Below are 24,876 nucleotides of genomic sequence, written 5' to 3'. Positions count from 1 at the left end.
GGGGAGCGCAGGCTCCGTAAGGATCGCCGCGAAACGCGGAACGATCGCCGGGGAACCGTGGCGTGGACGGACCCGGACACGTAGTGTCGGGCTCGCGTCACAACTTGACGAGTCAACTGCCGGGAGCCCTTTGGTGAGTGAGTCCCCGCCGCACCTTCCCGCGGTCCCGCCGGACGGCGAGGAGGCGGAGCGATGACGACGAGGCCCGCCGGCTCCGTCGGAAGGTTCGTGGCGGCGCTGCGTCCGCGCGGAGCCCGCTCCGAGATGCGGGCGCTGGCGGTGGAACTCGGCCGGGTGCTGCGGAGAAGGATCGATACGCCCGTCGACATGAGGCGGCTGGCCGAGGCGCTCTGCGAGGAGATGAGCCGGCGCCGGGGCGGCCGTCCGGTCCAGCTCCGCTTCGAGCGCTTCCCCGACGAGATCGAAGTCACCGGTCTGTGGATGGAGTTCAGCGACTTCGACCTCGTCGTCGTCGAGGAGCGCGCCGAGACGGTGCAGCAACTCGTCATCCTCGGGCACGAGTTGTGGCACATGAAGGAAGGCCACCGCGACCACCACGTGGACGGGGCGACGGCCGCCGTGGCGCGGGCCGCCCTCTCGGGCCGTTCCGGCGGGCACGGACCCGGACCGCGGGCGACGCCGCCCCGGCAGGAGGTCGCCCGCGCCGTCGCCGCCCGCGACGGTTCGCGTCAGGCGGACGAGGCGCGGGCCGAGGCCTTCGGTCTGCAGCTGGCGAGCGTCTTCCGTTCCTGGGTGACCGGCCCCGGCGACAACGTTCCCCTCGACCCGGTGAGCCGCGCCATCGAGACCTCCCTCGGCTACCGCAGACCCCAGGACTGACCCGCGGGCAATCCCGGACCGGAGCCAGGACCGGGGCCCGGCCGGAGCCCGGCCGGACGGGCCCTAACCGAAGCGGAGTCCGGCCGGACGGGCCGTCTCGACCACGTCCGCGACCACACAACTGACGTTGTCCGGCCCGCTGGCGTCGTTCGCCGCCCCGATCAGGGCCCGGACGGCGGCGTCGGGATCGGGCGCCGACGCGAGAAGCCGCGTGATCCCCTCGTCCGGCACGACGGTCGACAGTCCGTCCGAGCACAGCAGGAAGCGGTCGCCCGCCCGGACGTCCTGAAGCCTCAGATCCGGTACGGAGGCGTCGCTGCCCAGCGCCCTGAGCAGCAGGGCGCGCTGCGGATGCGTGGCGGCCTCCTCCGGGGTGAGCCGGCCCTCGTCGATCATCGACTGGACGACCGTGTGGTCGTGGGTGATCCGGAACAGCCCGCCGTCGCGGAGCACATAGGCCCGGGAGTCGCCTATGTGGACGAGCGCGAGCTGGGAGCCGGTCCACACCAGGGCCGTGAGCGTGCTGCCGGTGCCGTCCATGGCCCCCGCCGCGGTGTCCCGCGGCACCAGGTCCGCCACGGCCCGTGCCGCGCCCTCGACGGCGTCCTCCAGCAGGTTGAGCACACCGCCGGCCGACAGCGGCTCGTCGTCCAGGAACGTGAGGGCCCGTACGGCCGCCGTGCTCGCGGGCGCGCCGCCCGGCCCGCAGCCGTCGGCGACCGCGAGGACGCGGGCACCCGCGTGGACGCTGTCCTGGTTGGCCTCACGGACCAGACCGGTGTCGGAGAGAGCGGAACAACGGAGTTCCAGCATGCTGGTGTCCTTCCCTGGGGACGGTGACAGTTGGTCCACGAGGAACGCGGCCAGATCCCGGCGGGCGGCCGTCTCGGCCTCGACCCCGGCCCAGTACGCGCCGATCTCCCGCGCGGCCTCCTCCGGTTCCAGGGCGCACACCCGCCGGATCCCGGCGAGCGGCATGCCGAGCCGCCGCAGCCACGCCACCAGCCGGGCCCGTCCCAGCTGTTCGGCCGCGTAGTAGCGGTAGCCGGTCCCGGGGTCCACCCGGGCGGGGCGCAGCAGCTCCAGTTCGTCGTAGAGCCGCAGTGCCTTGGGCGACAGCCGGGAGGCCTTCGCGAAGGCCCCGATCGTCAGCATGTCCACGCGTCCACCCCGTCGCTCCTGTACCGGGACCGCATCCGGTCCCGTATCGCACCCGGTCCCGGTCCCGGTCCTTGTCCCGGTTCCTCGTTCCGTCACCGATGCTGGGCCCTGCCCCTTGGTGAAGGTCAAGTGTGGCCCGGCACGGGAGCGCGGAGGGTTGTTACCCTGCGGCGGGATCGTCCCGGGACGGCGTACCGACGGGGTGCGTCCGAGGCCGTGCGCCGGTGCCTCACACCGATGCCGTACGAGGATGGAGTCCGCCGTGGTCCGTATAGCGCTCGTAACCTACGACCCGGGCGAGGAGCCCGGCGCCGACCGGGACCTGCCCGTGCTGAGGGGAGCCCTGGAGGACGCCGGGGCGGTGGCGGAGATCGTGCACTGGGACGATCCCGCGACCGACTGGGCGCGGTTCGACATGGCGCTGATCCGGTCGACCTGGGACTACAGCCGGCGCGTGGCCGAGTTCGTGGAGTGGGCCGAGCGGTGCGCGGGCCTCACCCGGCTGATGAATCCGGCGCCGGTCGTGCGGTGGAACACGGACAAGCGGTACCTCGGTGACCTGGCGGACGCGGGGGTGCCGGTCGTACCGACCCGGTATCTCGCGCCCGGGGACCCGGCCGACCTGCCCGGCGGGCACGAGTTCGTGGTGAAGCCCACGGCGGGGGCGGGGGCGCGCTATGCCGCCCGGTACACGCCGAAGGAGCGGGAGGCGGCCCTCGCGCAGCTGGCCCGGATGCACGCCGAGGGGCTGACCGCCATGGTCCAGCCGTACGTGACGGGCATCGACGTCCGGGGCGAGCGGGCGCTCCAGTTCTTCGGCGGCCGCCTGCTGCACGCCAGCCGCAAGGGGGCCGTGCTGGAGCCGGGGACGCCTTACGACGCCGACAAGACGCCCCATCCGCGGCTCGAGGTCTGGGAGCCGACCGCCGCCGAACTGGCGGTCGCCGAGAAGGCGTTGGCCGCCGTCCCGGGAGGCGCGCAGAGCGTGCTCTACGCCCGCGTCGACCTCGTCGACGGCGAGGACGGGGAGCCGCGGCTGATGGAGCTGGAACTCGTCGAGCCGAACCTCTTCCTGTGGCTGCACCCCGGGTCGCTGCCCGTCGTCGTGGACCGGATCATCGAGGCCGCCGCCCCCTGAGACTCCACGGACCGCCGGCCGGGGTTCCCGGGGGCTCCGGGCCTTGTCCGCGAAGTCCCGCCCGGCGGTGTCCGGCCCGGCCTACCTGCCGGGAGCCTCCGAGCGGTCCGGCAGGGGGCCTTTGACTCCGACCCGTTGCAGCAGCCCCCAGGTGAACTCCGCCGCGCACGCGTGCGGCACGCCCGACGCGTCGGGCGCCGTGAACGCCAGACCCCACCGGGTCGGGGCGGTGCCCTCCAGGGGCCGGGCGGGGGCGAAGGCGCGGGCCGCCTCGTCCACCGTGCAGCACCAGGGGGTCAGGTCCTCCAGGGTCTCCAGCACCGGGGCGGGGGCACCCGGGGCCCGTACCAGCCATTCGTTCCAGACGACGCCGTTCGGGGCGAGCAGCACCTCGAAGCGCAGACCGGGCCACAGCGGCACCGGCCACCGCAGGGCCTCGCAGGTCAGATCGCCGATCCGGCGCACGGACGCGGACTCGGGGGCGCCGAGGACCGAGCGGTAGCGCGAGGCCGCGGAGCGGGCCCGCGGGGCGTGCAGCATCGCCTGCCAGCGCCGGTTCGCCTCGCGCATGTCCGCGACGGACACGCCCAGTTCGTGACGGGCGTCCTCGACCGGGCCGGGGTTGTGGTCGGCCATGCGGCGCAGCAGGACGAGCTGGAATTCGAGCGGGGTGAAGGGTGTGGCGGGGCGTCTGGCCGGCATGGGTTCCATGGTCGCGCACCCGGCTCCCGCAAACCATTGCCCGCCCCCGGGCGAATGACTAGCCTGTGTTCGTCATCCCGATCGTCTGTTGAAATTTCGAACAAAAGGGAGGGGTCGGCCGTGGGACGCCTCGTACCTGCCGTGACCCGGGCTCTGGACATACTGGAGCTCTTTCTCGACGGGGACGGGACGCTCTCCGCCCCCGACATCGTGCGCAGGCTTCAGCTTCCGCGCACGACCGTGCACGAACTGGTGACCACGCTCGCCGCGCGGTCGTACATCGTGCAGGTGCCCGGCCAGCCGGGACGCTACCGGCTCGGCGTGCGCCCGTACCAGCTCGGCAGCCGCTACGCCGAGCAGCTCGACCTCGCGGCCGAGGGCCAGCAGGTCGCCCGTTCCGTCGCCGAGACCTGCGACGAGACCGTCCACGTGGCGATCCTCGAAGGCACCGACGTCATCTACATCGCGAAGGTCGACTCCACGCACGCCGTGCGCATGGTCTCGGCCGCCGGCCGTCGCCTTCCCGCGCACTGCACCTCCGTCGGCAAGATGCTGCTGGCCTCCCTCTCCGAGCCGGAGCTCACCTCGCGCGTCCCGGACGACGCCGACCTCGTGGCGATGACCCCGAACAGCATCACCGAGCCGGGCGCGCTGCGCGAGGCCCTCGCCGAGATCCGCCGGCGCGGGATCGCCGTCGAGAGCCGTGAGTCCAACCCGGACGTGAGCTGTGTCGCCGCCCCGGTCCGCGACCGGGCGGGACACGTCGTCGCCGCGCTCTCCATCTCCGTACCGATGATCCGCTGGAGCGACGAGCGCCGCGCCGAACTGGAGCAGCTCGCGGTCAAGGGCGCCGAGGAGCTGTCCGAGCGGCTCGGCCACCGGAACGCGCGGTGACCGCCGTCGAGGTCGCGGTCGCGGCGCACGCGGCGCTCGGTGAGGGCCCGACCTGGGACGCCCGGGCGGGGCGGCTGATCTGGGTCGACATCCTCGGCTCCCGGATCCACACCTACGACCCCGCCTCCGGCCGCCGCACGGTGCTGACCACCGAGCAGCACGTGGGCGCGGCCAAGCCCCGCGCGGGCGGTGGGCTGGTCGTCAACCTCCGTGACGGCGTGGGCCTTTACGGGCCTCCCGGGTCCGGGGAGCCCTTCCGGTGGCTGCACCGGGACCCCGTCCCGGGCCGCCGCGCGAACGACGCGGCCGTCGCTCCCGACGGCTCACTGTGGTTCGGCACCATGCGCTACGACGAGGCGCCGCGCGGCGGTTCGCTGTCCCGGCTCGCCTCGGACGGAACCGTACGGACGGTCCTCGACGACGTCGCCGTCAGCAACGGCACGGGCTGGAGCCCGGACGGCCGGCTGATGTACTACATCGACTCCCCGACCCGGCGGATCGACGTCTTCGACGTGGCGGAGGACCGGCTGCCCGCCGGCAGAAGGCCGTTGGCGACCATCGACGACGGTTTCCCCGACGGGCTCACGGTCGATGCCGACGGCTGCGTGTGGGTGGCCCTGTGGGACGGCGGAGCGGTCCGCCGCTACACGCCGGACGGGGTCCTCGACCGGGTGATCGAACTCCCCGTCCGCCGCCCCACGGCCTGCGCCTTCGGCGGCCCCGAGCTGACCGATCTGTACATCACCACCGCGCGGACGGGCCTCGACGCACCGCACCCGATGTCCGGCTCCCTGCTCGTCGTCCCGGGCGCGGGCAAGGGCCTGCCGCAGCCGGAGTTCGCCGGATAGCCGAGCGCATCCGTTTTCCCGCCCGGTCGGCGTTTCCTGCGCGGACCGTTGACGGGTAAGCGCTTCCTGTCTAGCGTCCCGACGGTCCCGTCCGAAGCCGCGACCGGCATCCGGAATGCCGAACGGCGGAGGGCGGGGCCCTCCTCAGGCGCCCCGAAAGGACACCATGCGCACCGCCCGCTTCGTCCTCGACCCCGCCTTCACCGTCGGCCAGGTCGACCCCCGTCTCTTCGGTTCCTTCGTCGAGCACCTCGGCCGCTGCGTCTACACCGGCGTCTTCGAACCGGACCATCCGGCGGCCGACGCCGACGGCCTGCGCACCGACGTGCTGGAACTCGTCCGCGAACTCGGCGTCACGGCCGTCCGCTACCCCGGCGGCAACTTCGTCTCCGGCTACGAATGGGAGGACTCGGTGGGCCCCGCCGAGGAACGGCCCCGCCGGCTGGACCTCGCCTGGCGCTCCACCGAGACCAACCGCTTCGGACTCGGCGAGTTCATCCGCTTCGTACGGAAGATCGGCCCGCGGGCCGAGCCGATGATGGCCGTCAACCTCGGCACCCGCGGGGTCGCCGAGGCACTGGCCCTCCAGGAGTACGCCAACCACCCCTCGGGGACCGCCCGTTCCGACCTGCGGATCGCGCACGGCGACAAGGACCCCTTCGGCATCCGGCTCTGGTGCCTCGGCAACGAGATGGACGGCCCCTGGCAGACCGGCCACAAGAGCGCGGAGGAATACGGCCGGCTCGCGGCCGAGACCGCCCGCGCGATGCGGCAGATCGAGCCCGGCCTCGAACTCGTCGCCTGCGGCTCCTCCGGCCAGGGGATGGCGACCTTCGCCGCCTGGGAGGCGACGGTCCTCGCCGAGACCTACGACCTCGTCGACCACATCTCCCTGCACGCCTACTACGAGGAGACCGACGGCGACCGGGACTCGTTCCTGGCCTCCGCCGTCGACACCGAGTCGTTCATCGAGAACGTGATCGCGACCTGCGACCACGTGGGCGCCAGACTGAAGTCCAGGAAGAAGATCAGTCTCTCCTTCGACGAGTGGAACGTCTGGTACCAGAGCCGGCCCAATCCGCACCCCGTCGAGGACTGGCAGGAGGCTCCGCGCCTGCTGGAGGACGTCTACACCGTCACGGACGCGGTCGTCCTCGGCTCGCTGCTCATCGCCCTGCTGCGGCACGCGGACCGGGTGGCCGTCGCCTGCCTCGCCCAGCTCGTCAACGTCATCGCGCCGATCATGACCGAACCGGGCGGCCCGGCCTGGCGGCAGACGACGTTCCACCCCTTCGCGCAGGCCTCGGCCCACGGGCGCGGACAGGTCCTGGACGTCCGGGTGGACTCACCGACGTACGAGACCCGCAAGTACGGCGAGGCCGACCTGCTGCACGCCACCGCGGTGCGCGCCGAGGACGGCTCGGTCACCGTCTTCGCCGTCAACCGCAGCCGGACCGAGCCGCTGCCGCTCGAAGTCGCCCTCCGGCGCACGGGCCTGACGACGGTCGTCGAGCACAGCACGCTCGCCGACGCCGATCCGGACGCCGTCAACAGCCTGCACGACCCGGAGCGGGTCACCCCCCACCCGGTCGAGGGGACCACGCTCCAGGACGGCACACTCCGCGCACTCCTGGAGCCGCTGTCCTGGAACGTGATCAGGCTCGCCTAGGGCCCTGCCTCCCCGCGCGCGAGGCTCTCCTTCCTACGCGCTCCCGGGGCCGGGGGAGGCGACCGGTGTCACCGGCACTCCTCCGGCCACGCTGCCCAGCAGGGTCAGCTCGACCCGGCCGGGCCCCGCGGGCGTGGTCCCGTCGGACAGCACCGCGAGGGCCAGCGTGTTGTGCCCCCGGGTGCGCAGCACCCCGTTGGGCAGGACGAACGTGTGCTGCGGGCCCACGTCGTTGATGTACTGGCCCATGTTCCAGCCGTTCAGGAAGATCTGGACCCGGTAGGCGCGGGCCGGATCGTCCGTGAGGGTGAGCCCGATCGACGCGTCCACCCCGCTGTCGACACCGAGCCGGAAGCCGGTGCGGTACCAGGTGACTCCCTGGCGGCGATCGGCACGCGGGAAGCCGGCGGCCTTCCAGCGGCCGTCGGCGAAGCCCGGCAGATGCCAGCCGTGCCGCTCCCCGTGCAGACCCCCGGTGTTGAGCGGTCCGCGCACCGGGTCGGGGGCCGCCTCGCCCTGAATGCGCCAGCGGACCGCCGGGGAGGCCCCGGCGAAGGTGACGGCCGTCAGGCCCCGGGCCGCCTTGTGCGTGTCGTCGGCCCTGCCGTCCTCGTCGTGCTGCATCCGCCGGACCAGGACGGACAGCACATGGGAACGCCGCTCCCGCGGCCGGACGGGGAAGGTGGCGGTGGCCGTCCAGGTGCCCTTGCGCACGGTCTTCTTGTCCGGCACCGGCATCCGGTGCGTGCCGAGCGGTTCACCGTCCAGCCAGGCCATCAGCAGTCCCTGGGTACCGGCGACATAGGCCAGGGAGACGGAGTCCGCGTCGTCCGCGCCCGTGAAGTGCCCCCGGTACCAGACGTCTCCGTAGTGGAAGCCGTAGTCGTCGGCGAACAGCACGGGCTGCCCGGCGGGTACCGGGGTGACGCTGTGGGAGGCCGTCCGGTCGGCCCGCCGCCACGCGGTGTCGTCGTAGCCGGGGGCCGACTCGGGGTTCTCCTCGGCCCGGCGCCAGCCGGTCAGGGCGGGCAGCCGCACCCGGCCTGGGCCGGCCAGCGGCCGCTCGGCCCGCAGACTCCCGGAGGAGGTGGCGCGAGCCCTGACCGGGCGGTCGTTCCAGACGAGTTCGGTCACCCCGCGCGGCCCCCACACCTCCAGGTCGGCCGTGCCCGCCGTGTCGCCGGTGAGCCGTGCGGTCGTGCCGCGCAGGACGGCCGTGCGCAGCAGCGCCGGGCCGCGCACGAGCACCGGACCGGACGGGGTGTCGTGGCGCCACAGCAGGCGGGAGCTCTGGTCGTCGGCGAACAGCAGCAGGAGGGGAGCCGTGACCCCGCCGCCCTCCACCCGGACCCGGGTGATGCCGCCGAGCACGGCGTCGATCCGCAGGATCCCGTCCTCGTAGCCGTGCGAGGCGTCCCCGTCCAGCACGGTGACCCTCGGTTCGCTCGTGGCCTCCAGGAGGGTGCGCGTCGATTCGCCCGTCCGGCCGGTGAACACGGCGATGTCCTGGCGTCCCGCGGTCAGCCACAGCATCGGCTGGGCGGTGGACCAGTTCAGCCTCCGGCGCCCCAGGGCGATCCCGGCGGCGAGCAGTCGCGCGTCGAGGCCAGGCACCGGCACCTCGACGCTCGCTCCGGCCAGCGCCACGGTCGCGACGGCGTCGGAGGAGGAGTCGTTGCGCAGCACGTGGAAGCGCGCCTTCGTGTCCGGATTGACCAGGTGGTAGGCCTTGATGCCGGGGCCCGCCCCCATGTCGTCGCCGGGGAGCGGTTCGGCGCGGTCGAGCTTGGCCAGATCGGGCACCGACTGCAGCAGCCGGCCGATCTGGTGCATCGGGACGAGCTTGTCGGTCGGCTGCCGGGCCTCGTCGAGGGCCGCCCCGTAGTCGTACGACGTGTAGACGATCGGCGCGGGCAGCCAGCCCCAGGAGGTGCCGCCGAAGGTCATGTAGACGTTGTGGAGCGTGATGCCGTTGGCGAGGTTGGTGAGGTAGAAGCGCCGTTCGTAGGCCGCGTCCCGGGTGCGGCGGGACTCGGCGTATCCGCGGCCGTCGAACTCCGCGCCGCCCCACGGGTCGAACCAGCCGCCGCCGAACTCGGGGATGAACCCGGGGGTGTCCGGGCTGGCCGTCGAGCCGCCCTTCATGCCGCCGGGGCCGAAGTACCCCCAGTCCGGCGGTGTCTTGAAGGGGGAGGGGTAGCCGTCGAAGCCGTACAGGTAACGCCCGCGCTCGCCGCCCGTGTCGAAGGTGCCGGGGGCCCAGTGGCCGTTCCTGCCCTTGTCGTTGTGGAAGAGGGGGACGTCGATGCCGTCGGCCCGCACCTTGGCGTACAGGTGCGCCATGTAGTCGCGGCCGGCGGGCTCGCTCACGTGGTTGTCGTACTCGTTCTCCAGCTGGTAGAGGATGATCGTGCCGCCGCCGTCGGTGTGGAGGTGCCGGGCGGCGATGCGGTCGACGGCGGTCAGCCACGCGTCGACGTGCCGGAGGTAGGCGGGGTCGGAGGTGCGGGCGACGCCGGGGGCGGCCGTCAGCCAGCCGGGGAAGCCGCCCGCGTCGACCTCGGCGTTGATGTACGGGCCGGGGCGCAGGATGACGTACAGCCCGGTCTCGGCGGCGGTGCGCAGGAAGAGGTCCAGGTCGCGGACGCCGGTGAAGTCGTGCTTCCCGGGTGCGGGGGAGTGGTAGTTCCAGGCGACGTAGATGCTGACCGCGTTGTAGCCGTGGGCGCGCATCTTCTGCAGGACGTCCCGCCACAGGGAGGGGCTGGGCAGCCGGAAGGGGTGGAACTCGCCCGACCAGATCACCAGGCGTCTGCCGTCGATCAGCATCGAGTAGCGGTCGAAGCCGACCGTGTGCTTCCTGCCGTCGGCGGTGGGCGGTGCGGGTGCGGGTCCGGTGGGCGCGAGCGGTGTCCTTCCGGCCGCGCTCGCCTCGTCGCTCCCGCTGCCGCTCAGCGAGAGGCCGAGGGCGGCGGTACCGGCGAGTGCGCTGAAGGTACGTCTGCTCAACACCATGCGGGTTCTCCCGGGGGACGGCGACGAGGGCTCCCCCCCGTCCCGGTCCGCTCCCGGGAACCGGGGGAATTGCGGCCATTGTCCACAGGAGCAGGTCATTCGATGGTCGTATGACGATCCCGGCGCGGGGGATTACGCGGTATGGGCGTGACCGGAGCGGGCGGACGCCGCCGGGGGCGGCCCGCTCGGGTCACGGACCGCCCCCGGCCTTCGTGCGGGAACGCCGGGGTCAGCTCGTCCCGACGCCGAGCGTGAGGGTGCCGGTGTAGCCGGCGGAGGTGGTGCTGCCGAGGGCCGTCAGGGTCAGGAGGCCCGAGGAGGCGCCTCCGTCGTCGTAGACGGAGTCCTGGGCGAGGGTGGTGCGGGTGACCTTGTTGGCGGAGTACGGGGACACCTTGGCCATCGCCGTGGTGACCGTCTCGCTGAAGAAGAGCTGGCCGGTGTGGAGTTCCCGGCCGCCGGTGAAGGAGCCGTCGGAGGTGAGGGTGACGCCGGTGTGCACCTTGACGTGGATGTGCACGCAGCGGCCCCGGTACCAGCCGGGGTAGACGGTGGTGATGTTCGCGACGCCCGAGGTGTTCGTCAGTACGCCGCCGCGCAGGAACGTGCCGTCGTCCGGCTCGCTGTGGCCGTTGTTGCCGACGAAGCCCGAGTACTCGCCGAGCGCGTCGCAGTGCCAGATCTCCACGAGCGCGTTGCCCATCGGAGCGCAGGTGGAGTCGTCGACGACGGTGAGGACCAGCTTGAGGGGGGCGCCGGCCTTGCCCTCGGTGACGTCGGCGCGGACGAACTGGCCGTCGAGGTAGTAGGGGCCTTCGGTCATCTCCTTGGTGAGGGTGCAGACGGCCGCGGCGGCGGGGGCCGTGTCGGCGGAGGGGGAGGGGGTGACGGGGGCCGCGGCGGCCACGGCCAGTGCCGCGGCCGAGGCGCCCGCGGCGATGAGTACGGTGCGGCGCCCGAGGGGGGCTTCCGGCGTGCCGTTCGTGGGGGTGTCTGTCATGGGCACGGCACAGTAGGGAGGGATGCTGTCGGACTCCTGTGGGTTCCGCAAAGTGACAGGCCGTCAAGTTCCTTGTCGGACACGTCGACGGCCCGGCGCGGTGCGCCGAGGTGGGCAGGCGTTCCCGCAGGGCGGGACGGGTGGGCCCGGCGCCGGCACCGGGCGTCTGGAGACCCGGCTTCAGGGCGCCAGGGGATCGAGGTCCCGCTGCGGGGTGCCGGGGAGGGGATGCCGCTGCCCCGCAGTGGGCCTCGGGTCGTGGGCGGGGCCCCGCGGCCGGCCTGTGGGGAGGCCGGCTCCGCGGGGGTCCCGCCCGGCCTGTGGGGAGGCCGGCCGCGCGGGGTAGGCGCGCGGCGGTATGCGTGGCCGAGGGCCCGTTGTCCGGATCGGGTGGTGCCGGGGCGCGGCTGGGCGCGTCCCGGCGCGTGATCCGGACGAGGGGTCCTAACCGGCCTGGTTGTACAGCATGGCGCCCACGGCGCCCCAGCCGCTGCCGCTGCTCGACGACTGGGGTGGAGGAGGTGGTTCCGGCTGGGTCCTGCCGCGGACCTGGGCCGCCGTCAGGCCGCCCTGCGCGCCCATGGAGGCGGCGCCCGCCATGCCGGGCATGCCGGTCTGCGCGGCCGGCTGGAGGCCGGGGGAGGGGACCTGGGCCTGCATCGCGGCGGGCGGCATCTGGGCCGGCATCGCACCCGGGCCCTGGGCCGCGGCCGGCCAGCTGGCGGGCCCCGGGGCGGGGTAGGCCTGGGCGGCCGCGGGCTGCTGCGGGGCCGGATAGCCGGGGGCTGCGGCGGGCTGCTGGACCGGGTAGGGCGACGCGGCGGCGGGCCGCGGCTGCGCGGCGGCCGGCAGGCTGGGCTGCGGGGCGGCGGCGGCCACCGGCTGGGGCGCCGGGGCGGGCTGTCCGGGCCACGCGTTCGCCTGCGCGGCCAGCCCCTGCACGCCCGCTCCGTTGGTCGAGCCGACGAGACGGTCCACCATGGCCGAACCCGAGCCGTAGCCGGTCGACGTGCTCAGCTCGGGTACGGCGGCTTCCTTCCGGGACCCGTAGAGGACCTGCTCCAGGCCCGCCACCAGGCGTCGTACATCCGTCTGGGGACGTACGACGAGTCTCAGGAAGCGGCTGGACGAACCGACCTTGTTGCCGCACTCGCGGACCAGGATGCGGTGCTCGGTGAGCAGCCGGTCCCGGACGACGGTTCCCTCGGCGCCGACGGGAAGACGTACGAACAGGAAGTTGCCCTGCGAGGGGTAGATGGTCAGGCCGGGCAGCGCGGAGAGCTGGCGGGCCATGTCGAGCCGGTCACGGCGGACCATGTGCAGGCTCTCCATGTATTCCTTCCCGTGGTTCTTGAGCATGAACACCACGGTCTCCGCGAAGGAGTTGAGGTTCCACTTCGGCAGCATCGAGCGGACCTTGCCGGCGAGCGAGGGGTTGGCGACCATGTAGCCGAAGCGGATGCCGTGCAGGCCGAAGTTCTTGCCGAGGCTGCGCAGCACGATGACGTTGGGTCTCATGACCGCGTCCTCGACCACGCTCGGCTCCGACTCGGCGTCGGCGAACTCCAGGAAGGACTCGTCGATGACGACCAGGTCCAGGTCGGCCATCGCGTCCATGAACTGGATGACCGACTGGCGCGGCAGGAAGCCGCCGTCGGGGTTGTTCGGGTTGCAGATGACGGCGACCTTGGTGCCGCGCGAGCGGATGAACTTGGCGTAGGCGGCGAGGTCGAGGGCGAAGCCGTTGGACTCCTGGAGCGGGAACATGTCGACCCGCTTGCCGGTCTCCATCGGCTGGTCGGTCCAGCGGCCGAACGTGGGGACGGGTATCGCGAGGGACTCACGGACCAGCAGGTGATCGATCCAGGTGATGAGTTCGGTCGAACCGTTGCCCATCGCGACGCACTGCGGCGGAAGCTGGAGCAGCGAGCACAGCTCGCTGGTGATCGTGTCGGCGCTGCTCGGGTAGTAGGTGATGATCTCGCGCAGCCGGCCGGCGAGTTCGTCGAACATCGCCGGGGTGGGGAAGTACGGGTTGCAGGGGATGCAGAAGTCGACCGGACCGGCTCCGTCGCCCTCCCGCGTCAGTGCGGCCATCGACGGACTGTGCGCCGCTGTGCCGCGAAAGAGCGAGGTGACATTGCCGGCCATGGAACCTCCGTATAAGGCGAGCCCGTTGGGGAGGACGGGCCCCCGTTCTTTGGGTGGCCCGCGCGGGGGAGCACGGGCCGCCCTCTCATACGGATACGGATGGGGCGCTGTTCAATCGTTGTGAGGTCGTGCGGATTTTGTGAACCGGCTGTGAGGTCCGGTCACGTACCGAACGAGTGAACCGTGCTGGTCCGGTAGGTCTGCCCCGGCCGCAGCACCGTCGAGGGGAACGACGGGTGGTTCGGGGAGTCCGGGAAGTGCTGGGTCTCCAGGCACAGGGCGTCGCCCTGGCGGTAGATGTGACCGCCGGTGCCGACCAGGGTGCCGTCCAGGAAGTTGCCCGAGTAGAACTGCAGGCCGGGCTCGTTCGACGCGATCCTCAGGGTGCGGCCGGAGGACGGGTCGCGGAGCGTCGCGACATGCTCGGGCTTCGCCGTGATCCCCTTGTCGAGGACCCAGTTGTGGTCGATGCCCTTGCCGTACAGGAGCTGCTGGTGGGCCACCCGGATGTCCCGGCCGACCGTCTTGGTCCGGCGGAAGTCGAAGGGGGTGCCGGCGACCTTCGCCAGTTCCCCGTTGGGGATCAGGCCCGAGTCGACGGGGGTGTAACGGGAGGCCGGGATCTCGAGTTCGTGGTCGTAGACCGAGCCGCTGCCCTCACCGGCGAGGTTCCAGTACACATGGCTGGTGAGGTTGACGACGGTGGCCTTGTCGGTGGTGGCCTCGTAGTCGATGCGCCAGTCGCCGTGCCGGGTCAGGGTGTAGGTGACCTTCGCCCGGAGGGTGCCGGGATAGCCCATCTCGCCGTCGATGCTGGTGTAGTGCAGGACGAGTCCGACGTCGGATCCGGAGGTGAAGCCCTCCACGTCCCAGATGTTCTTGTCGAAGCCCTTGGCGCCGCCGTGCAGGCTGTTGACGCCGTCGTTGACGGAGAGCTGGTGGCTCGTGCCGTCGAGGGTGAACTGCCCCTTGGCTATGCGGTTGCCGTACCGGCCGATGAGGGCACCGAAGTACGGCGTCTTCGCGACGTAGTCCTCGATGTTGTCGAAGCCCAGGGAGACGTTCTCGTACCTGCCGTGCCGGTCGGGGATCTCCAGGGACTGGACGATTCCGCCGTACGACAGGACCTTGAGCCGTGTGCCGCCGTTCTCCAGCGACCACCGGTGGATCTTCGTCCCGTCGGCGAGCCTGCCGAACAGTTCCCTCACGGGCTTCCTCCCGCCCGATGCGTGCGCCGTGCCGATGGTGGCCGCGGTTAACCCCGCCGCCGCCGCTGCGATGACCGTACGTCTGCTCGTTTCCATTTCGCGGCTCCTGCCCCATGGAGGGGGCCCCGCCTCCTGGCGGGGCCCCGGCTGACTTACGAACCGACCTTGCGCTTGTTCCACACGTCGAACCCGACCGCGGCCAGCAGGGCCAGGCCCTTGATGACCTGTTGCCAGTCGGTGCCGACACTGAGGAGGTTCATACCGTTGTTCAGCACGCCGAGGACCAGACCGCCGATGATCGCGCCGAGGACGGTACCGACACCGCCGCTCATGGACGCGCCGCCGATGAACGACGAGGCGATGGCTTCCAGCTCGAAGTTCAGGCCGGCCTTCGGAGAGGCCGCGTTCAGGCGGGCGGCTACCACCAGACCCGCCAGGGCCGCGAGCATGCCCATGTTCAGGAAGACGTAGAAGGTGACCTTCTTGTCCTTGACGCCCGACAGCTTCGCCGCCGGGAGGTTGCCGCCGATCGCGTAGATGTGCCGGCCGAAGACGGCGTTGCGCATGACGTAGCCGTAGCCGACGACCAGCGCGCCGAGGATCAGCAGCACGACCGGCGCGCCCTTGTAGCTGGCGAGCAGCATCGTGACGGTGAGGACCGCGGCGACCAGTGCCACCAGCTTGAGCAGGAACAGCTTGGCCGGCAGCACGTCCAGGGTGAACTCCTGCTGGCGCCTGCGGTCGCGGACCTCCTGGAGGACCACGAAGACGATCACCGCGAAGCCGAGCAGCAGGGTGATGTTGTGGTAGTTCGTGGTCGGGCCGACCTCGGGGAGGAAGCCGTTGCCCACCTTCTGCAGGCCGTCCGGGAACGGGCCGAGGGTCTGCCCCTTGAGCAGGATCTCCGTCAGACCGCGGAAGAGCAGCATGCCGGCGAGGGTGACGATGAAGGACGGTATGCCGAGATAGGCGATCAGGAATCCCTGGACCGAGCCCGCCACGGCGCCCACCACCAGGCACAGCAGCAGGGCGAGAGGCCACGCCATCCGGTGTTCCACCATCAGTACGGCCGCGAACGAGCCCACGAACGCCGTCAGCGAGCCGACCGACAGGTCGATGTGGCCCGCGATGATCACCAGCATCATGCCGATCGCGAGGATCAGGATGTAGCTGTTCTGCAGGACCAGGTTGGAGACGTTGCGCGGCAGCAGGAGCTGGCCGTCGGTCCAGACCGCGAAGAGGACGACGATCAGGCCGAGCGCGAGGAGCATGCCGTACTGGCGCATGTTCTGGCGCAGGCCGCCGAGCATCACCCGCAGCAGGTTCCCGCCGGTGTCGCCGCTCCCGTCCTTGCCCGGTGGCGCCTCGGCCGGGACGTTGGTCACATCGGTGCTCATCGCGTTACCTCTTTGTCCTTCGTCATCTGACGCATCAGCACTTCCTGGGTGGCCTCGGCGCGCGAGAACTCACCGGTCAGCCGCCCGGCGGCCATGGTGTAGATGCGGTCGCACATGCCGAGCAGTTCGGGCAGCTCGGAGGAGATGAAGATGATCGCCTTGCCCTCGGCGGCCAGCTTGTCGATGACCGTGTAGATCTCGAACTTGGCGCCGACGTCGATGCCGCGGGTCGGCTCGTCCAGGATGAGCACATCGGGACCCGCGAAGATCCACTTGCTGAGGACGACCTTCTGCTGGTTGCCGCCGGACAGCTTGCCCACCGGCTCGAAGACGGTCGGCGCCTTGATGTTCATCGACGTGCGGTAGCCCTCGGCGACCTGGCGTTCCTCGTGCTCGTCGACGATCCCGCGCCGGGCCACCTTGCCGAGCGCGGACAACGAGATGTTGCGGTTGATCGTGTCGATGAGGTTGAGGCCGTAGTGCTTGCGGTCCTCGGTGACGTAGGCGATGCCGTGGCCGACGGCCTCCGCGACCGTCTTCGTACGGATCTCCGCGCCGTCCTTGAGGACCGTGCCGCCGGCGTGCCGGCCGTAGGTCCGCCCGAAGACGCTCATCGCGAGTTCGGTGCGGCCCGCGCCCATCAGCCCGGCGATGCCGACGATCTCCCCGCGCCGCGCCTGGATCGACACGTCGTCGACGACCTTGCGCTGCTGGTCGATCGGGTGGTGCACGGTCCAGTCGCGGATCTCCAGCGCGGGAGCCGCCCCCTCCTCGGCGTGGTGCGGGGTGCGCTCGGGGAAGCGGTGTTCCAGGTCGCGGCCGACCATGCCGCTGATGATCCGGTCCTCGGTCGTCTCGGGCGCCTTCACATCGAGGGTCTCGATGGTCTGGCCGTCCCGCAGGATCGTCACCGAGTCGGCGACCCTGCGGATCTCGTTGAGCTTGTGGGAGATGATGATCGAGGTGATGCCCTGCTTCTTCAGCTCCAGGATCAGGTCCAGGAGCTTCTCGCTGTCCTCGTCGTTGAGCGCCGCGGTCGGCTCGTCGAGGATGAGCAGCTTCACCTTCTTCGAGAGGGCCTTGGCGATCTCCACGAGCTGCTGCTTGCCCACGCCGATGTCGGCGACGCGGGTCTCGGGATGGTCGTTCAGGCCCACCCGGCGCAGCAGTTCGGTGGCGTGACGGAGCGTCAGTCTCCAGTCGATGAACCCGCGCTTGGCGTGCTCGTTGCCGAGGAAGATGTTCTCCGCGAGGGAGAGGTAGGGCGACAGCGCCAGTTCCTGGTGGATGATGACGATGCCGTGGTGCTCGCTCGCCCGGATGTCCTTGAAGCGGCAGACCTCTCCCTCGAAGAGGATCTCGCCCTCGTAACTGCCGTGAGGGTGGACGCCGGAGAGCACCTTCATCAGGGTGGACTTGCCGGCGCCGTTCTCACCGCAGATGGCGTGGACCTCGCCCTGCTGGACGGTCAGGGTGACGTCCGACAGCGCCTTGACGCCGGGAAAGGTCTTGACGATCGAGCGCATTTCCAGGACGGGTCCCGCCATGGTCGTGCCTTCCAATCCGTGAGGTTCGACGCTTACTTGAGCTGGTCCGCCGTGTAGTAGCCACCGTCGACCAGGACCGACTGGTAGTTGGACTTGTCGACGCTCACCGGCTGGAGCAGGTAGGCGGGAACGACCTTCGCGCCGTTGTCGTACGTCGTGGTGTCGTTGGTCTCCGGCTTCTTGCCGTTGAGGGCCGAGTCGACCATCGTCGAGGCGATCTTGGCGAGCTCACGGGTGTCCTTGTAGACGGTCTGCGTCTGCTCGCCCGCGATGATCGACTTCACCGACGCCAGCTCCGCGTCCTGGCCCGTGAGGATCGGCAGCGGCTTGCTCTTGGAGCCGTAGTCGTCCGACTTCAGCGCCGACAGGATGCCGATGGAGATGCCGTCGTACGGGGAGAGGACCGCGTCGACCTTCTTGCTGGAGTACGACTTGGTGAGGATGTCGTCCATGCGCTTCTGGGCGGTGGCGCCGTCCCAGCGCAGGGTGGTGACCTGGTTGAGCGCGGTCTGGCCGGACTGGACGACGAGCTGCTTCTTGTCGATGTAGGGCTGCAGCACCTTCATCGCGCCGCCGAAGAAGTACTTCGTGTTGTTGTCGTCGTTCGAGCCGGCGAAGAGCTCGATGTTGAACGGGCCCTTCTTGGAGCCGTCCGCGAGGCCGAGCTTCTGCAGGATGTAGTTGCCCTGGAGCTCGCCGACCTTCGAGTTGTCGAAGGACGCGTAGTAGTCGACGTTCTTCGTGCCGAGGATCAGACGGTCGTAGGCGATGACCGGGATGTCGGCGTCGGCGGCCTGCTGGAGCACGTTGTTCAGCGACTTGTTGTCGATGGCCGCCACGATCAGCGCCTTGACGCCCTGCGTGATCAGGTTCTCGATCTGCGAGACCTGCTGGTCGGGGTCGTCCTCGCCGTAGACCAGCTTGGTCTTGTACCCCTTGGCCTGCAGGTTCTTGACAACGTTGTTGCCGTCGGCGATCCAGCGCTCGGACGACTTGGTCGGCATCGCGATACCGATCGTCCCGCCCTTGCTGCTGCCCTTGTCCTCCTTGCTGCCGCCTTCGCCGCTCTGGCCGCAGGCGGTGAGGGTCAGGGCGAGGGAGGCGGCTCCGGCTATGGCGGCGAGTGCGGCTCTGCGGTTACGCATGATCATCATCCTTGATGTCTGGGACCGGGCTGGATCTCACGGAGCGGGGACGTTCCGGGAGTGTTACGGGTGAGGCACGAGAAGGTGTGTTGGATTGTGCGCGACTGTGTCTGCTTGTGTGAAGGGGGTTTGTGCGAACGTTATGCGGGAGTGTCGAACCGCGAGAGCGCCCCGGGCAGACGGGAGCCCAGCGGGGCCATGTCGTGGCCCGCTCCGTGCCGTGTCAGCAGGTCAAGGGCGAGACGGCCGCGCCGCACCCGCTCCCGGGCCGTGCTCAGGGTCAGGTCCCGCAGATGGTGTCCGTACGGATAGATCCCGGGGGCCTTGGACAGCCCGAACTTCAGATACAGCGGTGCGCCGCGCCGGATCAGCTCGGCGACCTCGTACATCCGGATGTACCCGCCGAGATCGTCGGGGGCCTCGATGTACATGTCCATGGGGGCGGCGGAGACCCGCCGGATCTCGGTGAGGTGATCGAGCGTCAGGTCGCTCGGCACGTTCAGCGAGTCGGCGCCGAGGTTCTCGTACACGGCGTACGAGGCCGGGTTGACCGGACCGATCAGCGCCGAGACCTTGAACGTCGTGTCGGCCGGGAGGATCCCGGCGACGCGCGCCCGGTGCAGCGTCCACAGCACGCCCTCGTCGGCGACGAGCAGGCACTTGACGCCCAGTTCCGTCGCCCGGACGGCGTCCTCGACACAGCCGGCCATCGCGTCGTGGCCGCGGGCGCGCAGCCCGCCGCCGCGCGAGTCGGTGCGCGTGGAGGCGCCGATGTCCCAGGTGCCGCGCGGTCCCGTGAACAGGCAGAGTTCGATGTCGCGTTCACCGGTGGCCTCGACCATCTCGGTGATCTCGGCGTCGGTCAGCATCCAGACACCGCTGCCCTGGCTGATCCGGTGGATCGGCACATCGAGCCGCGAGGCCTCCTTGAGGACCACGGCGAGCGCCTCGGGCCCCTCCACGGAGGGAACCTCGGTGCGCCAGCGGCCGCCTCCGGGGAAGGTGTGCGGCGAGGCGTCGTCGGGGGAGGGGGCGGGGGCGCCCAGGCCGAGCGCGGCCAGTGCCGGCTCGCCGGGTCGACGGGGCGCCGTGGGAGGGGCGTCGGTCACAAGCTGTCCTTCATTGTTCGATATTTCGGTCATGGTTCGTGACGCTGGCCGCGCGGGGCCTGGAGTACGCCGGTACGGGGCCGTCAGGGAACCCCGTACCGGCGTACGGCTCGGGTGGTCACGGCTTCAGCAGGACCTTGCCGACCTTGGGATCACCGGAACCCACCAGGTCGATGGCCTCCGGGAACGCGTCGAGCGGCAGTTCGTGCGTCACCAGGGGGGACGGGTCCAGCAGACCCGCGCCGAAGACCCGTACGGTGTGCGCCCACGCATCCGGCGGAGCCCCGAACACGGTGTGCACCTCCAGCTGCCGTACGACCAGATCCGTCGGGTCGAGACCCTCGGCGCCCGGCGCCGGGATCCCCGTGAGGACCAGGCGTCCGCCGCGCCGCAGCAGGGAGGCGGCGGTGCGCGCGGCGGACGCGGACCCGGCGGTCTCGATCACGACGTCGAAGCCGCCGGGAAGCTCCTGGTCCCGGGTGCGGAACCCGGTGGCGCCGAACTCCCGTGACAGCGCCGCCCGGTCGGGGCGTGTGCCCACCACGAGCAGCTCGGCCGGGGAGCCCGCCCTCAGGAACTGCACGGCGAACATCCCGAGCGTCCCGGTGCCCACCACGGCCACCCGCTCACCGGGCCGCGCGTTCGCCTTGAGGGCGGCGGCCGCGATGCAGGCGGCCGGCTCCAGCAGGGCGGCGGCGCTCAGATCGGCGTCGTCGGGCAGGACGTGCAGCAGCCGGGCCGGCAGGGTCAGCGTGCTCGCCATGGCGCCGGGCACGGTGAAGCCCGTCTCCTCGTACCCGGCCGTGCACAACGTCGTCTCGCCCGCGTGGCAGCGGTCGCAGACCTGGCAGTTGCGGAAGCCCTCGCCGACGACCTTGCGGCCGACGAGCGTCACCGGGACTCCGGCGCCGACCTCCTCGACGGTCCCGGACCACTCGTGACCCGGGGTCAGGGGATAGCGGACGTAGCCCTCGGGCCGGTTGCCCTGGTAGACCTCGCGGTCGCTGCCGCAGATGCCGACCGCGTGCACCCGCACGAGCGCCTCGCCCGCGGCGGGCCGGACCGGCTCGTGCGGGACCAGCCGGTACTCGCCCGGACCCTCGACGACGACCGCGGTGCTCACTGCGACCCCTTGGGCCTGCGCTGCTCCCAGCCGTCGGCCCACAGGTCGAACCGGGCCTGCTGCTGGGGGAACTCGGCCGCCGCGTCGACGTCCAGCTCGACGCCGAGTCCCGGCTCGTGGGACAGCTCGAAGTAGCCGTCCACGACCTGCGGGGCGCCCTTGACGACCTTCTTGATCTCCGCGTCGGCGAAGTCGTTGAAGTGCTCCAGGATCTTGAAGTTCGGCGAGGTGAAGCCGACCTGGAGCGAGGCGGCGGTCAGCACCGGACCGCCGACGTTGTGCGGTGCGACCAGCATGTAGTGGGTCTCGGCGGTCGCGGCCAGCTTCCGGGTCTCCCAGATGCCGCCGATGTGGCCGACGTCGGGCTGGATGATGTCGACCGCCTGGCTCTCGAAGAGCTCGCGGAACTCGATGCGGTCGTGGATCCGCTCGCCCGTGGCGAGGGGCATGTCGACCTTGGCGGCCACCTTCTCCAGCGCCTTGAGGTTCTCCGGCGGCACCGGCTCCTCCAGCCACGCGGGCTTGAAGGGCGCGAGCTCGCGGGCGAGGCGGACGGCGGTGGACGGCGAGAAACGGCCGTGCATCTCCAGCATCAGCTCGGTCTCGGGCCCGATCGCGTCGCGCACCGCCTCGATGAGCGACACCGAGTACAGCGTGGCCTCGTGGTCGAGCTCGAAGTGCCCGGTGCCGAAGGGGTCGATCTTGAGGGCCTTGTAGCCCCGCGCGACGACCTCCTGAGCGGCCTTGTGATAGGCCTCCGGGGTGCGTTCGGTGGTGTACCAGCCGTTGGCGTAGGCCTTGACCCGGTCGGTGACCTTGCCGCCGAGGAGCTGCCAGACCGGCACCCCGAGCGCCTTGCCCTTGATGTCCCAGCAGGCCATCTCGACGACCGCGATGCCGGACATCACGATCTCGCCGGCCCGACCGTAGTCGCCGTACTTCATGCGGCGGACCAGGTCCTCGACGGCGAACGGGTCGGAGCCGAGAATATGGTTGGCCTGCGCCTCGTGCAGATAGCCGATCAGCGCGTCGGTGTGGCCCAGCATGCGGGTCTCGCCGACCCCGGTGATGCCCTCGTCGGTGTGCACCTGGACATAGGTCAGGTTCCGCCAGGGTGTCCCGACCACGTGTGTCGTGATTCCCGTGATGCGCACGGCAGTTGCCCCCTGTGCTTTCAGCTCTGTTCGAAATTTCGTCACATGTTCGAAATGCTGGCGTGACAGTAAGGATGCGGCCCGGGGGGTGTCAATGGGTCGCGCAGATAACGGTTTCGACGCGGAGGGCGTCGGATGGGCGTCAGGATGGCGGGGAATGTTCGGGGATGCCTGGGTCCGGCGGACCGGAATACTGGATTCCGCACAAGACCTTCACAACTGCGCCTAGGAACGTTACCGGCGGTGACCCTAGTCTTCCCGCGTCATGGACTACTGCCACGTGTGCCGCAGGCACCTCAACGGCGCCCTCGCCTGTCCCGGGTGCGGCACCCCGGTCGACGAACTCGGCGCGGACGCCGAAGGGGCCGGGGCGCACCCGCCGACGGGTGCGGACGCCGACGCCGACGCCCGCCACGGCGAGAGCGACGACGTCGAGTGGCGCTCCCGGCGCGCCGCGCGCCGGCGCGGAGGCCCCGTCCTGGACGCCGAGAGCGACAGCCCGGGTGGGCCTCGGGGCGCGAGGGCTCCGGCCGGTGCCAGCCGGCGCGACCGCAAGGCCGCCGCGCACCGCCGCAGGCGCCGCCGCACCCTGTACATAGCGGTGGGTTTCGTCCTCGCGTCCGGCGGTCTGAGCCTCGCCGAACTCGGCGTGGACGCCCCCGGTCTCGGCCCCAGCCCCGCCGCGGCGGAGTCGCCCGACGGCTCGGCCTCGCCGACGGCGTCCCTGCTCAAGAAGGACTCCGCCTCCAAGTCCCCCTCGGCCGGCCGTACGTCCTCCTCGCCGTCGGCCTCGGCCTCGGGCTCCGCCTCGGCCTCCGTGTCCGCCACGGCGACGAGCGACAAGAGCGCGGGGAGCGGGGAGTCCTCGACCGCTGGCACCCTTCCGGGCCGGACCCCCTCGGCGACGGCGACCGCGGCCCCGGCTCCCGCCACATCGGCCCCCGCAGGCACGGACCCGACGACGTCGGCACCCACGCCGGGGCCCTCGTCCTCGGACGACTGCAACCGATTCCTGTGGTGGTGCACGTAACGGCAGAGGTACCGGCCCGGACGGGGTGAGCCCCTCGGGCGTGGCCACCCGGGTGATCCCTCGGGCGTCGTCGCCCGGACGACCCCTCGAAACAGCGCCGCCCGACGACCCCTCGAACAGCGCCGTCCGACGACCCCTCAGGCGTCGTCGCCCGTGCTGCCGCCCGGGGCCCCGCCCAGCATGCGGCGCAGCAGGTCGCGCAGGGCCAGCCGTTCCTGGTCCGAGAGCTCCGCGAGGGGTTCGCGGGCGAAGTCGAGCGAGTCGCGCAGCCCTCCGGCGACCCTGCGGCCCTCGGCCGTCGCCGCGGCCAGTTTCACCCGGCGGTCCGCCGGGTCGGGGCGGCGCTCCACCAGCCCCCGCGTCTCCAGCCGGTCCACGATCCCCGTGACGTTCGACGGCTCGCACCTCAGCTGCTGCGCCAGACGGCGCATCGGCAGCGGCTCCAGGGAGAGCAGGCTCAGCAGCCGTGCCTGCGCGCCGGTGAGGGCGTGCGCGGCCGCGGCGTCCTCGTACTCCTCGTGGTAGCGGGCCACGACCGTGCCGATCAGTTCGACGACCTCCAGGGTCAAAGGGTCGATCCGTGGTCTCTTGTGGGTGGCCATGCCCTCGATCGTACCGCGTTACTTGACATCATGAAATATCCATGAGCATCGTTGTTTCATGTGCTGAAGCATTCGGCATCAGCCGCCCGCCGGTCACCGTGAAAGGCGCACCCTCATGTCCGAGACCCCCCAGCTTCCCTCCACCGGCCGTGAATGGCACCTGGTCAGCCGTCCGGTCGGCTGGCCCCAGCCCTCCGACTTCGCCCTGGTCGAGGCCGAGGTCCGGCAGCCGGGTCCGGGCGAGGTCCTGGTCCGCAACGCCTACGTCTCCGTCGACCCGTACATGCGCGGCCGGATGAGCGCCGCCAAGTCCTACGTCGCCCCCTTCGAACTGGGCAAGACCATGCAGGGCGGCGCGGTCGGCGAGGTCATCGTCTCGAACGCCGAGGGCATCGAGCCCGGCGACCACGTGCTGCACTTCCTCGGCTGGCGCGAGTACGCCGTCGTGGACGCCAAGCAGGCCGTCAAGGTGGACCCGGAGGCCGCGCCGCTGTCGACGTACCTCGGCGTCCTCGGCATGACCGGACTGACCGCGTACGCCGGGCTCCTGCGCACCGCCTCCTTCAAGGAGGGCGACTCGGTCTTCGTGTCCGGCGCCGCCGGTGCCGTCGGCAGCCAGGTGGGCCAGATCGCCCGCCTCAAGGGCGCCTCGCGCGTCATCGGCTCCGCCGGGTCCGACGAGAAGGTCAAGCTGCTCGTCGAGGAGTACGGCTTCGACGCGGCCTTCAACTACAAGAACGGCCCGGTCTCCCAGCAGCTCCGCGAGGCCGCGCCCGACGGCGTCGACGTCTACTTCGACAACGTGGGCGGCGACCACCTGGAGGCCGCCATCGGCTCGCTGAACCGGGACGGCCGCATCGCGATCTGCGGCATGATCTCCGTCTACAACAGCACCGAGCCCGCCCCCGGCCCGCGGAACCTGGCCCGGCTGATCCAGACGCGCGGCCGCATCCAGGGCTTCCTCGTCGGCGACCACTACGACCTCCAGCAGGAGTTCGTGCGCGAGGTCGGCGGCTGGATCCGCTCCGGCGAGCTGAAGTACGCCGAGACGATCGTCGAGGGCATCGAGAACAACGTGGAGGCGTTCTTCGGCGTCCTGCGCGGCGACAACATCGGAAAGATGATCGTCAAGCTCTGACCCGG

20 protein-coding genes are annotated in these 24,876 nt (G+C 71.2%); 7 read left to right on the top strand and 13 right to left on the bottom strand.

All coding sequences use genetic code 11. From position 1 onward, the window contains the following. Nucleotides 1-192: 192 nt before the first annotated feature. Complete coding sequence (locus ACFYYF_RS26885) at nt 193-840, top strand: toxin-antitoxin system, toxin component (protein WP_388780043.1); 648 nt, start codon at nt 193-195, stop codon at nt 838-840. Nucleotides 841-903: 63 nt separating this feature from the next. Here the strand turns inward: ACFYYF_RS26885 and ACFYYF_RS26880 are convergent, their stop codons facing one another. Next, a complete protein-coding gene (locus ACFYYF_RS26880; protein ID WP_388780344.1) occupies nt 904-1,995 on the bottom strand; it encodes a MerR family transcriptional regulator in 1,092 nt (363 codons plus the stop codon). Nucleotides 1,996-2,263: 268 nt separating this feature from the next. Here ACFYYF_RS26880 and ACFYYF_RS26875 point away from each other — a divergent pair, with 268 nt between their 5' ends. Further along, entirely contained in the window at nt 2,264-3,139 is an 876-nt protein-coding gene (locus tag ACFYYF_RS26875) for a RimK family alpha-L-glutamate ligase (RefSeq protein WP_388780041.1), read from the top strand. Between the two features lie 81 nt (nt 3,140-3,220). Here ACFYYF_RS26875 and ACFYYF_RS26870 read toward each other — a convergent pair whose 3' ends face one another. After that, nucleotides 3,221-3,850, bottom strand: a complete 630-nt coding sequence (locus ACFYYF_RS26870; protein WP_361677727.1) for a hypothetical protein — start codon at nt 3,848-3,850, stop codon at nt 3,221-3,223. A 111-nt stretch (nt 3,851-3,961) separates the two neighbouring features. Here ACFYYF_RS26870 and ACFYYF_RS26865 point away from each other — a divergent pair, with 111 nt between their 5' ends. From ACFYYF_RS26865 to ACFYYF_RS26855, 3 genes are all read left to right on the top strand, one after another. Continuing rightward, complete coding sequence (locus ACFYYF_RS26865; RefSeq protein WP_355775284.1) at nt 3,962-4,735, top strand: IclR family transcriptional regulator; 774 nt, start codon at nt 3,962-3,964, stop codon at nt 4,733-4,735. Then, nucleotides 4,732-5,583, top strand: a complete 852-nt coding sequence (locus ACFYYF_RS26860) for an SMP-30/gluconolactonase/LRE family protein (protein WP_388780039.1) — start codon at nt 4,732-4,734, stop codon at nt 5,581-5,583. Before ACFYYF_RS26865 ends, ACFYYF_RS26860 begins: the two co-directional genes overlap by 4 nt. Before the next feature lie 166 nt (nt 5,584-5,749). Next, nucleotides 5,750-7,252 (top strand): alpha-N-arabinofuranosidase, encoded by a 1,503-nt coding sequence (locus ACFYYF_RS26855; protein WP_388780037.1) that lies wholly within the window; start codon nt 5,750-5,752, stop codon nt 7,250-7,252. 33 nt (nt 7,253-7,285) lie between these two features. Here ACFYYF_RS26855 and ACFYYF_RS26850 read toward each other — a convergent pair whose 3' ends face one another. The 10 genes from ACFYYF_RS26850 to ACFYYF_RS26805 all read right to left on the bottom strand — a co-directional run bounded on the left by ACFYYF_RS26850 (nt 7,286) and on the right by ACFYYF_RS26805 (nt 22,101). Then, nucleotides 7,286-10,267, bottom strand: a complete 2,982-nt coding sequence (locus ACFYYF_RS26850; protein WP_388780035.1) for a beta-galactosidase — start codon at nt 10,265-10,267, stop codon at nt 7,286-7,288. Between the two features lie 229 nt (nt 10,268-10,496). Beyond that, nucleotides 10,497-11,267: an intradiol ring-cleavage dioxygenase gene (locus ACFYYF_RS26845; RefSeq protein WP_388780034.1), complete on the bottom strand. Its 771-nt coding sequence runs from the start codon at nt 11,265-11,267 to the stop codon at nt 10,497-10,499. Between the two features lie 444 nt (nt 11,268-11,711). Further along, nucleotides 11,712-13,418 carry an aminotransferase class I/II-fold pyridoxal phosphate-dependent enzyme gene (locus ACFYYF_RS26840; RefSeq protein ID WP_388780032.1) on the bottom strand — a complete coding sequence of 569 codons (1,707 nt, stop codon included), beginning with the start codon at nt 13,416-13,418 and terminating at the stop codon, nt 11,712-11,714. 161 nt (nt 13,419-13,579) lie between these two features. Continuing rightward, entirely contained in the window at nt 13,580-14,722 is a 1,143-nt protein-coding gene (locus ACFYYF_RS26835; protein ID WP_388780030.1) for an aldose epimerase family protein, read from the bottom strand. Nucleotides 14,723-14,778: 56 nt separating this feature from the next. After that, complete coding sequence (gene mmsB, locus ACFYYF_RS26830) at nt 14,779-16,023, bottom strand: multiple monosaccharide ABC transporter permease (RefSeq protein WP_361677744.1); 1,245 nt, start codon at nt 16,021-16,023, stop codon at nt 14,779-14,781. After that, nucleotides 16,020-17,570, bottom strand: coding sequence for a multiple monosaccharide ABC transporter ATP-binding protein (gene mmsA / locus ACFYYF_RS26825; RefSeq protein WP_361677747.1), 1,551 nt, complete (start codon nt 17,568-17,570; stop codon nt 16,020-16,022). The genes mmsB and mmsA overlap by 4 nt, the downstream gene beginning before the upstream one ends. A gap of 32 nt (nt 17,571-17,602) precedes the next feature. Then, nucleotides 17,603-18,715, bottom strand: coding sequence for a multiple monosaccharide ABC transporter substrate-binding protein (chvE, locus tag ACFYYF_RS26820; RefSeq protein ID WP_388780028.1), 1,113 nt, complete (start codon nt 18,713-18,715; stop codon nt 17,603-17,605). A 140-nt stretch (nt 18,716-18,855) separates the two neighbouring features. Further along, nucleotides 18,856-19,857, bottom strand: a complete 1,002-nt coding sequence (locus tag ACFYYF_RS26815) for a hypothetical protein (protein WP_388780026.1) — start codon at nt 19,855-19,857, stop codon at nt 18,856-18,858. A gap of 85 nt (nt 19,858-19,942) precedes the next feature. Then, on the bottom strand, nt 19,943-20,947 hold the full coding sequence (locus ACFYYF_RS26810; protein ID WP_361677756.1) for an alcohol dehydrogenase catalytic domain-containing protein: 1,005 nt from the start codon (nt 20,945-20,947) through the stop codon (nt 19,943-19,945). Continuing rightward, nucleotides 20,944-22,101, bottom strand: coding sequence for a mandelate racemase/muconate lactonizing enzyme family protein (locus ACFYYF_RS26805; RefSeq protein WP_361677759.1), 1,158 nt, complete (start codon nt 22,099-22,101; stop codon nt 20,944-20,946). The genes ACFYYF_RS26810 and ACFYYF_RS26805 overlap by 4 nt, the downstream gene beginning before the upstream one ends. A 265-nt stretch (nt 22,102-22,366) precedes the next feature. Here ACFYYF_RS26805 and ACFYYF_RS26800 point away from each other — a divergent pair, with 265 nt between their 5' ends. Continuing rightward, nucleotides 22,367-23,131, top strand: coding sequence for a hypothetical protein (locus ACFYYF_RS26800; RefSeq protein ID WP_388780023.1), 765 nt, complete (start codon nt 22,367-22,369; stop codon nt 23,129-23,131). A gap of 137 nt (nt 23,132-23,268) precedes the next feature. On the opposite strand, the gene ACFYYF_RS26795 is transcribed toward ACFYYF_RS26800, so the two are convergent. Further along, nucleotides 23,269-23,733: a MarR family winged helix-turn-helix transcriptional regulator gene (locus tag ACFYYF_RS26795; RefSeq protein ID WP_388780021.1), complete on the bottom strand. Its 465-nt coding sequence runs from the start codon at nt 23,731-23,733 to the stop codon at nt 23,269-23,271. Nucleotides 23,734-23,848: 115 nt separating this feature from the next. On the opposite strand from ACFYYF_RS26795, the gene ACFYYF_RS26790 reads away from it, so the two are divergent. Next, nucleotides 23,849-24,871 (top strand): NADP-dependent oxidoreductase, encoded by a 1,023-nt coding sequence (locus tag ACFYYF_RS26790; RefSeq protein ID WP_388780019.1) that lies wholly within the window; start codon nt 23,849-23,851, stop codon nt 24,869-24,871. Nucleotides 24,872-24,876: the final 5 nt, after the last annotated feature.

The organism is Streptomyces sp. NPDC001914 (assembly GCF_042891215.1).
Lineage (GTDB): Bacteria > Actinomycetota > Actinomycetes > Streptomycetales > Streptomycetaceae > Streptomyces.
Note: the sequence above shows the minus strand (reverse complement) of the source record. Positions and strands in the feature narration are given on the sequence as shown.

Excerpts from the sequence above, each read along its gene's own strand:
- ACFYYF_RS26840 (WP_388780032.1), bottom strand. The coding sequence starts at position 13,418 with ATGGCCGGCAATGTCACCTCGCTCTTTCGCGGCACAGCGGCGCACAGT.
- ACFYYF_RS26870 (WP_361677727.1), bottom strand. The coding sequence starts at position 3,850 with ATGGAACCCATGCCGGCCAGACGCCCCGCCACACCCTTCACCCCGCTC.
- ACFYYF_RS26855 (WP_388780037.1), top strand. The coding sequence starts at position 5,750 with ATGCGCACCGCCCGCTTCGTCCTCGACCCCGCCTTCACCGTCGGCCAG.
- ACFYYF_RS26835 (WP_388780030.1), bottom strand. The coding sequence starts at position 14,722 with ATGGAAACGAGCAGACGTACGGTCATCGCAGCGGCGGCGGCGGGGTTA.
- ACFYYF_RS26800 (WP_388780023.1), top strand. The coding sequence starts at position 22,367 with ATGGACTACTGCCACGTGTGCCGCAGGCACCTCAACGGCGCCCTCGCC.
- ACFYYF_RS26845 (WP_388780034.1), bottom strand. The coding sequence starts at position 11,267 with ATGACAGACACCCCCACGAACGGCACGCCGGAAGCCCCCCTCGGGCGC.
- mmsB (WP_361677744.1), bottom strand. The coding sequence starts at position 16,023 with ATGAGCACCGATGTGACCAACGTCCCGGCCGAGGCGCCACCGGGCAAG.
- ACFYYF_RS26885 (WP_388780043.1), top strand. The coding sequence starts at position 193 with ATGACGACGAGGCCCGCCGGCTCCGTCGGAAGGTTCGTGGCGGCGCTG.
- chvE (WP_388780028.1), bottom strand. The coding sequence starts at position 18,715 with ATGCGTAACCGCAGAGCCGCACTCGCCGCCATAGCCGGAGCCGCCTCC.
- mmsA (WP_361677747.1), bottom strand. The coding sequence starts at position 17,570 with ATGGCGGGACCCGTCCTGGAAATGCGCTCGATCGTCAAGACCTTTCCC.
- ACFYYF_RS26790 (WP_388780019.1), top strand. The coding sequence starts at position 23,849 with ATGTCCGAGACCCCCCAGCTTCCCTCCACCGGCCGTGAATGGCACCTG.
- ACFYYF_RS26795 (WP_388780021.1), bottom strand. The coding sequence starts at position 23,733 with ATGGCCACCCACAAGAGACCACGGATCGACCCTTTGACCCTGGAGGTC.
- ACFYYF_RS26850 (WP_388780035.1), bottom strand. The coding sequence starts at position 10,267 with ATGGTGTTGAGCAGACGTACCTTCAGCGCACTCGCCGGTACCGCCGCC.
- ACFYYF_RS26815 (WP_388780026.1), bottom strand. The coding sequence starts at position 19,857 with ATGACCGAAATATCGAACAATGAAGGACAGCTTGTGACCGACGCCCCT.
- ACFYYF_RS26880 (WP_388780344.1), bottom strand. The coding sequence starts at position 1,995 with ATGCTGACGATCGGGGCCTTCGCGAAGGCCTCCCGGCTGTCGCCCAAG.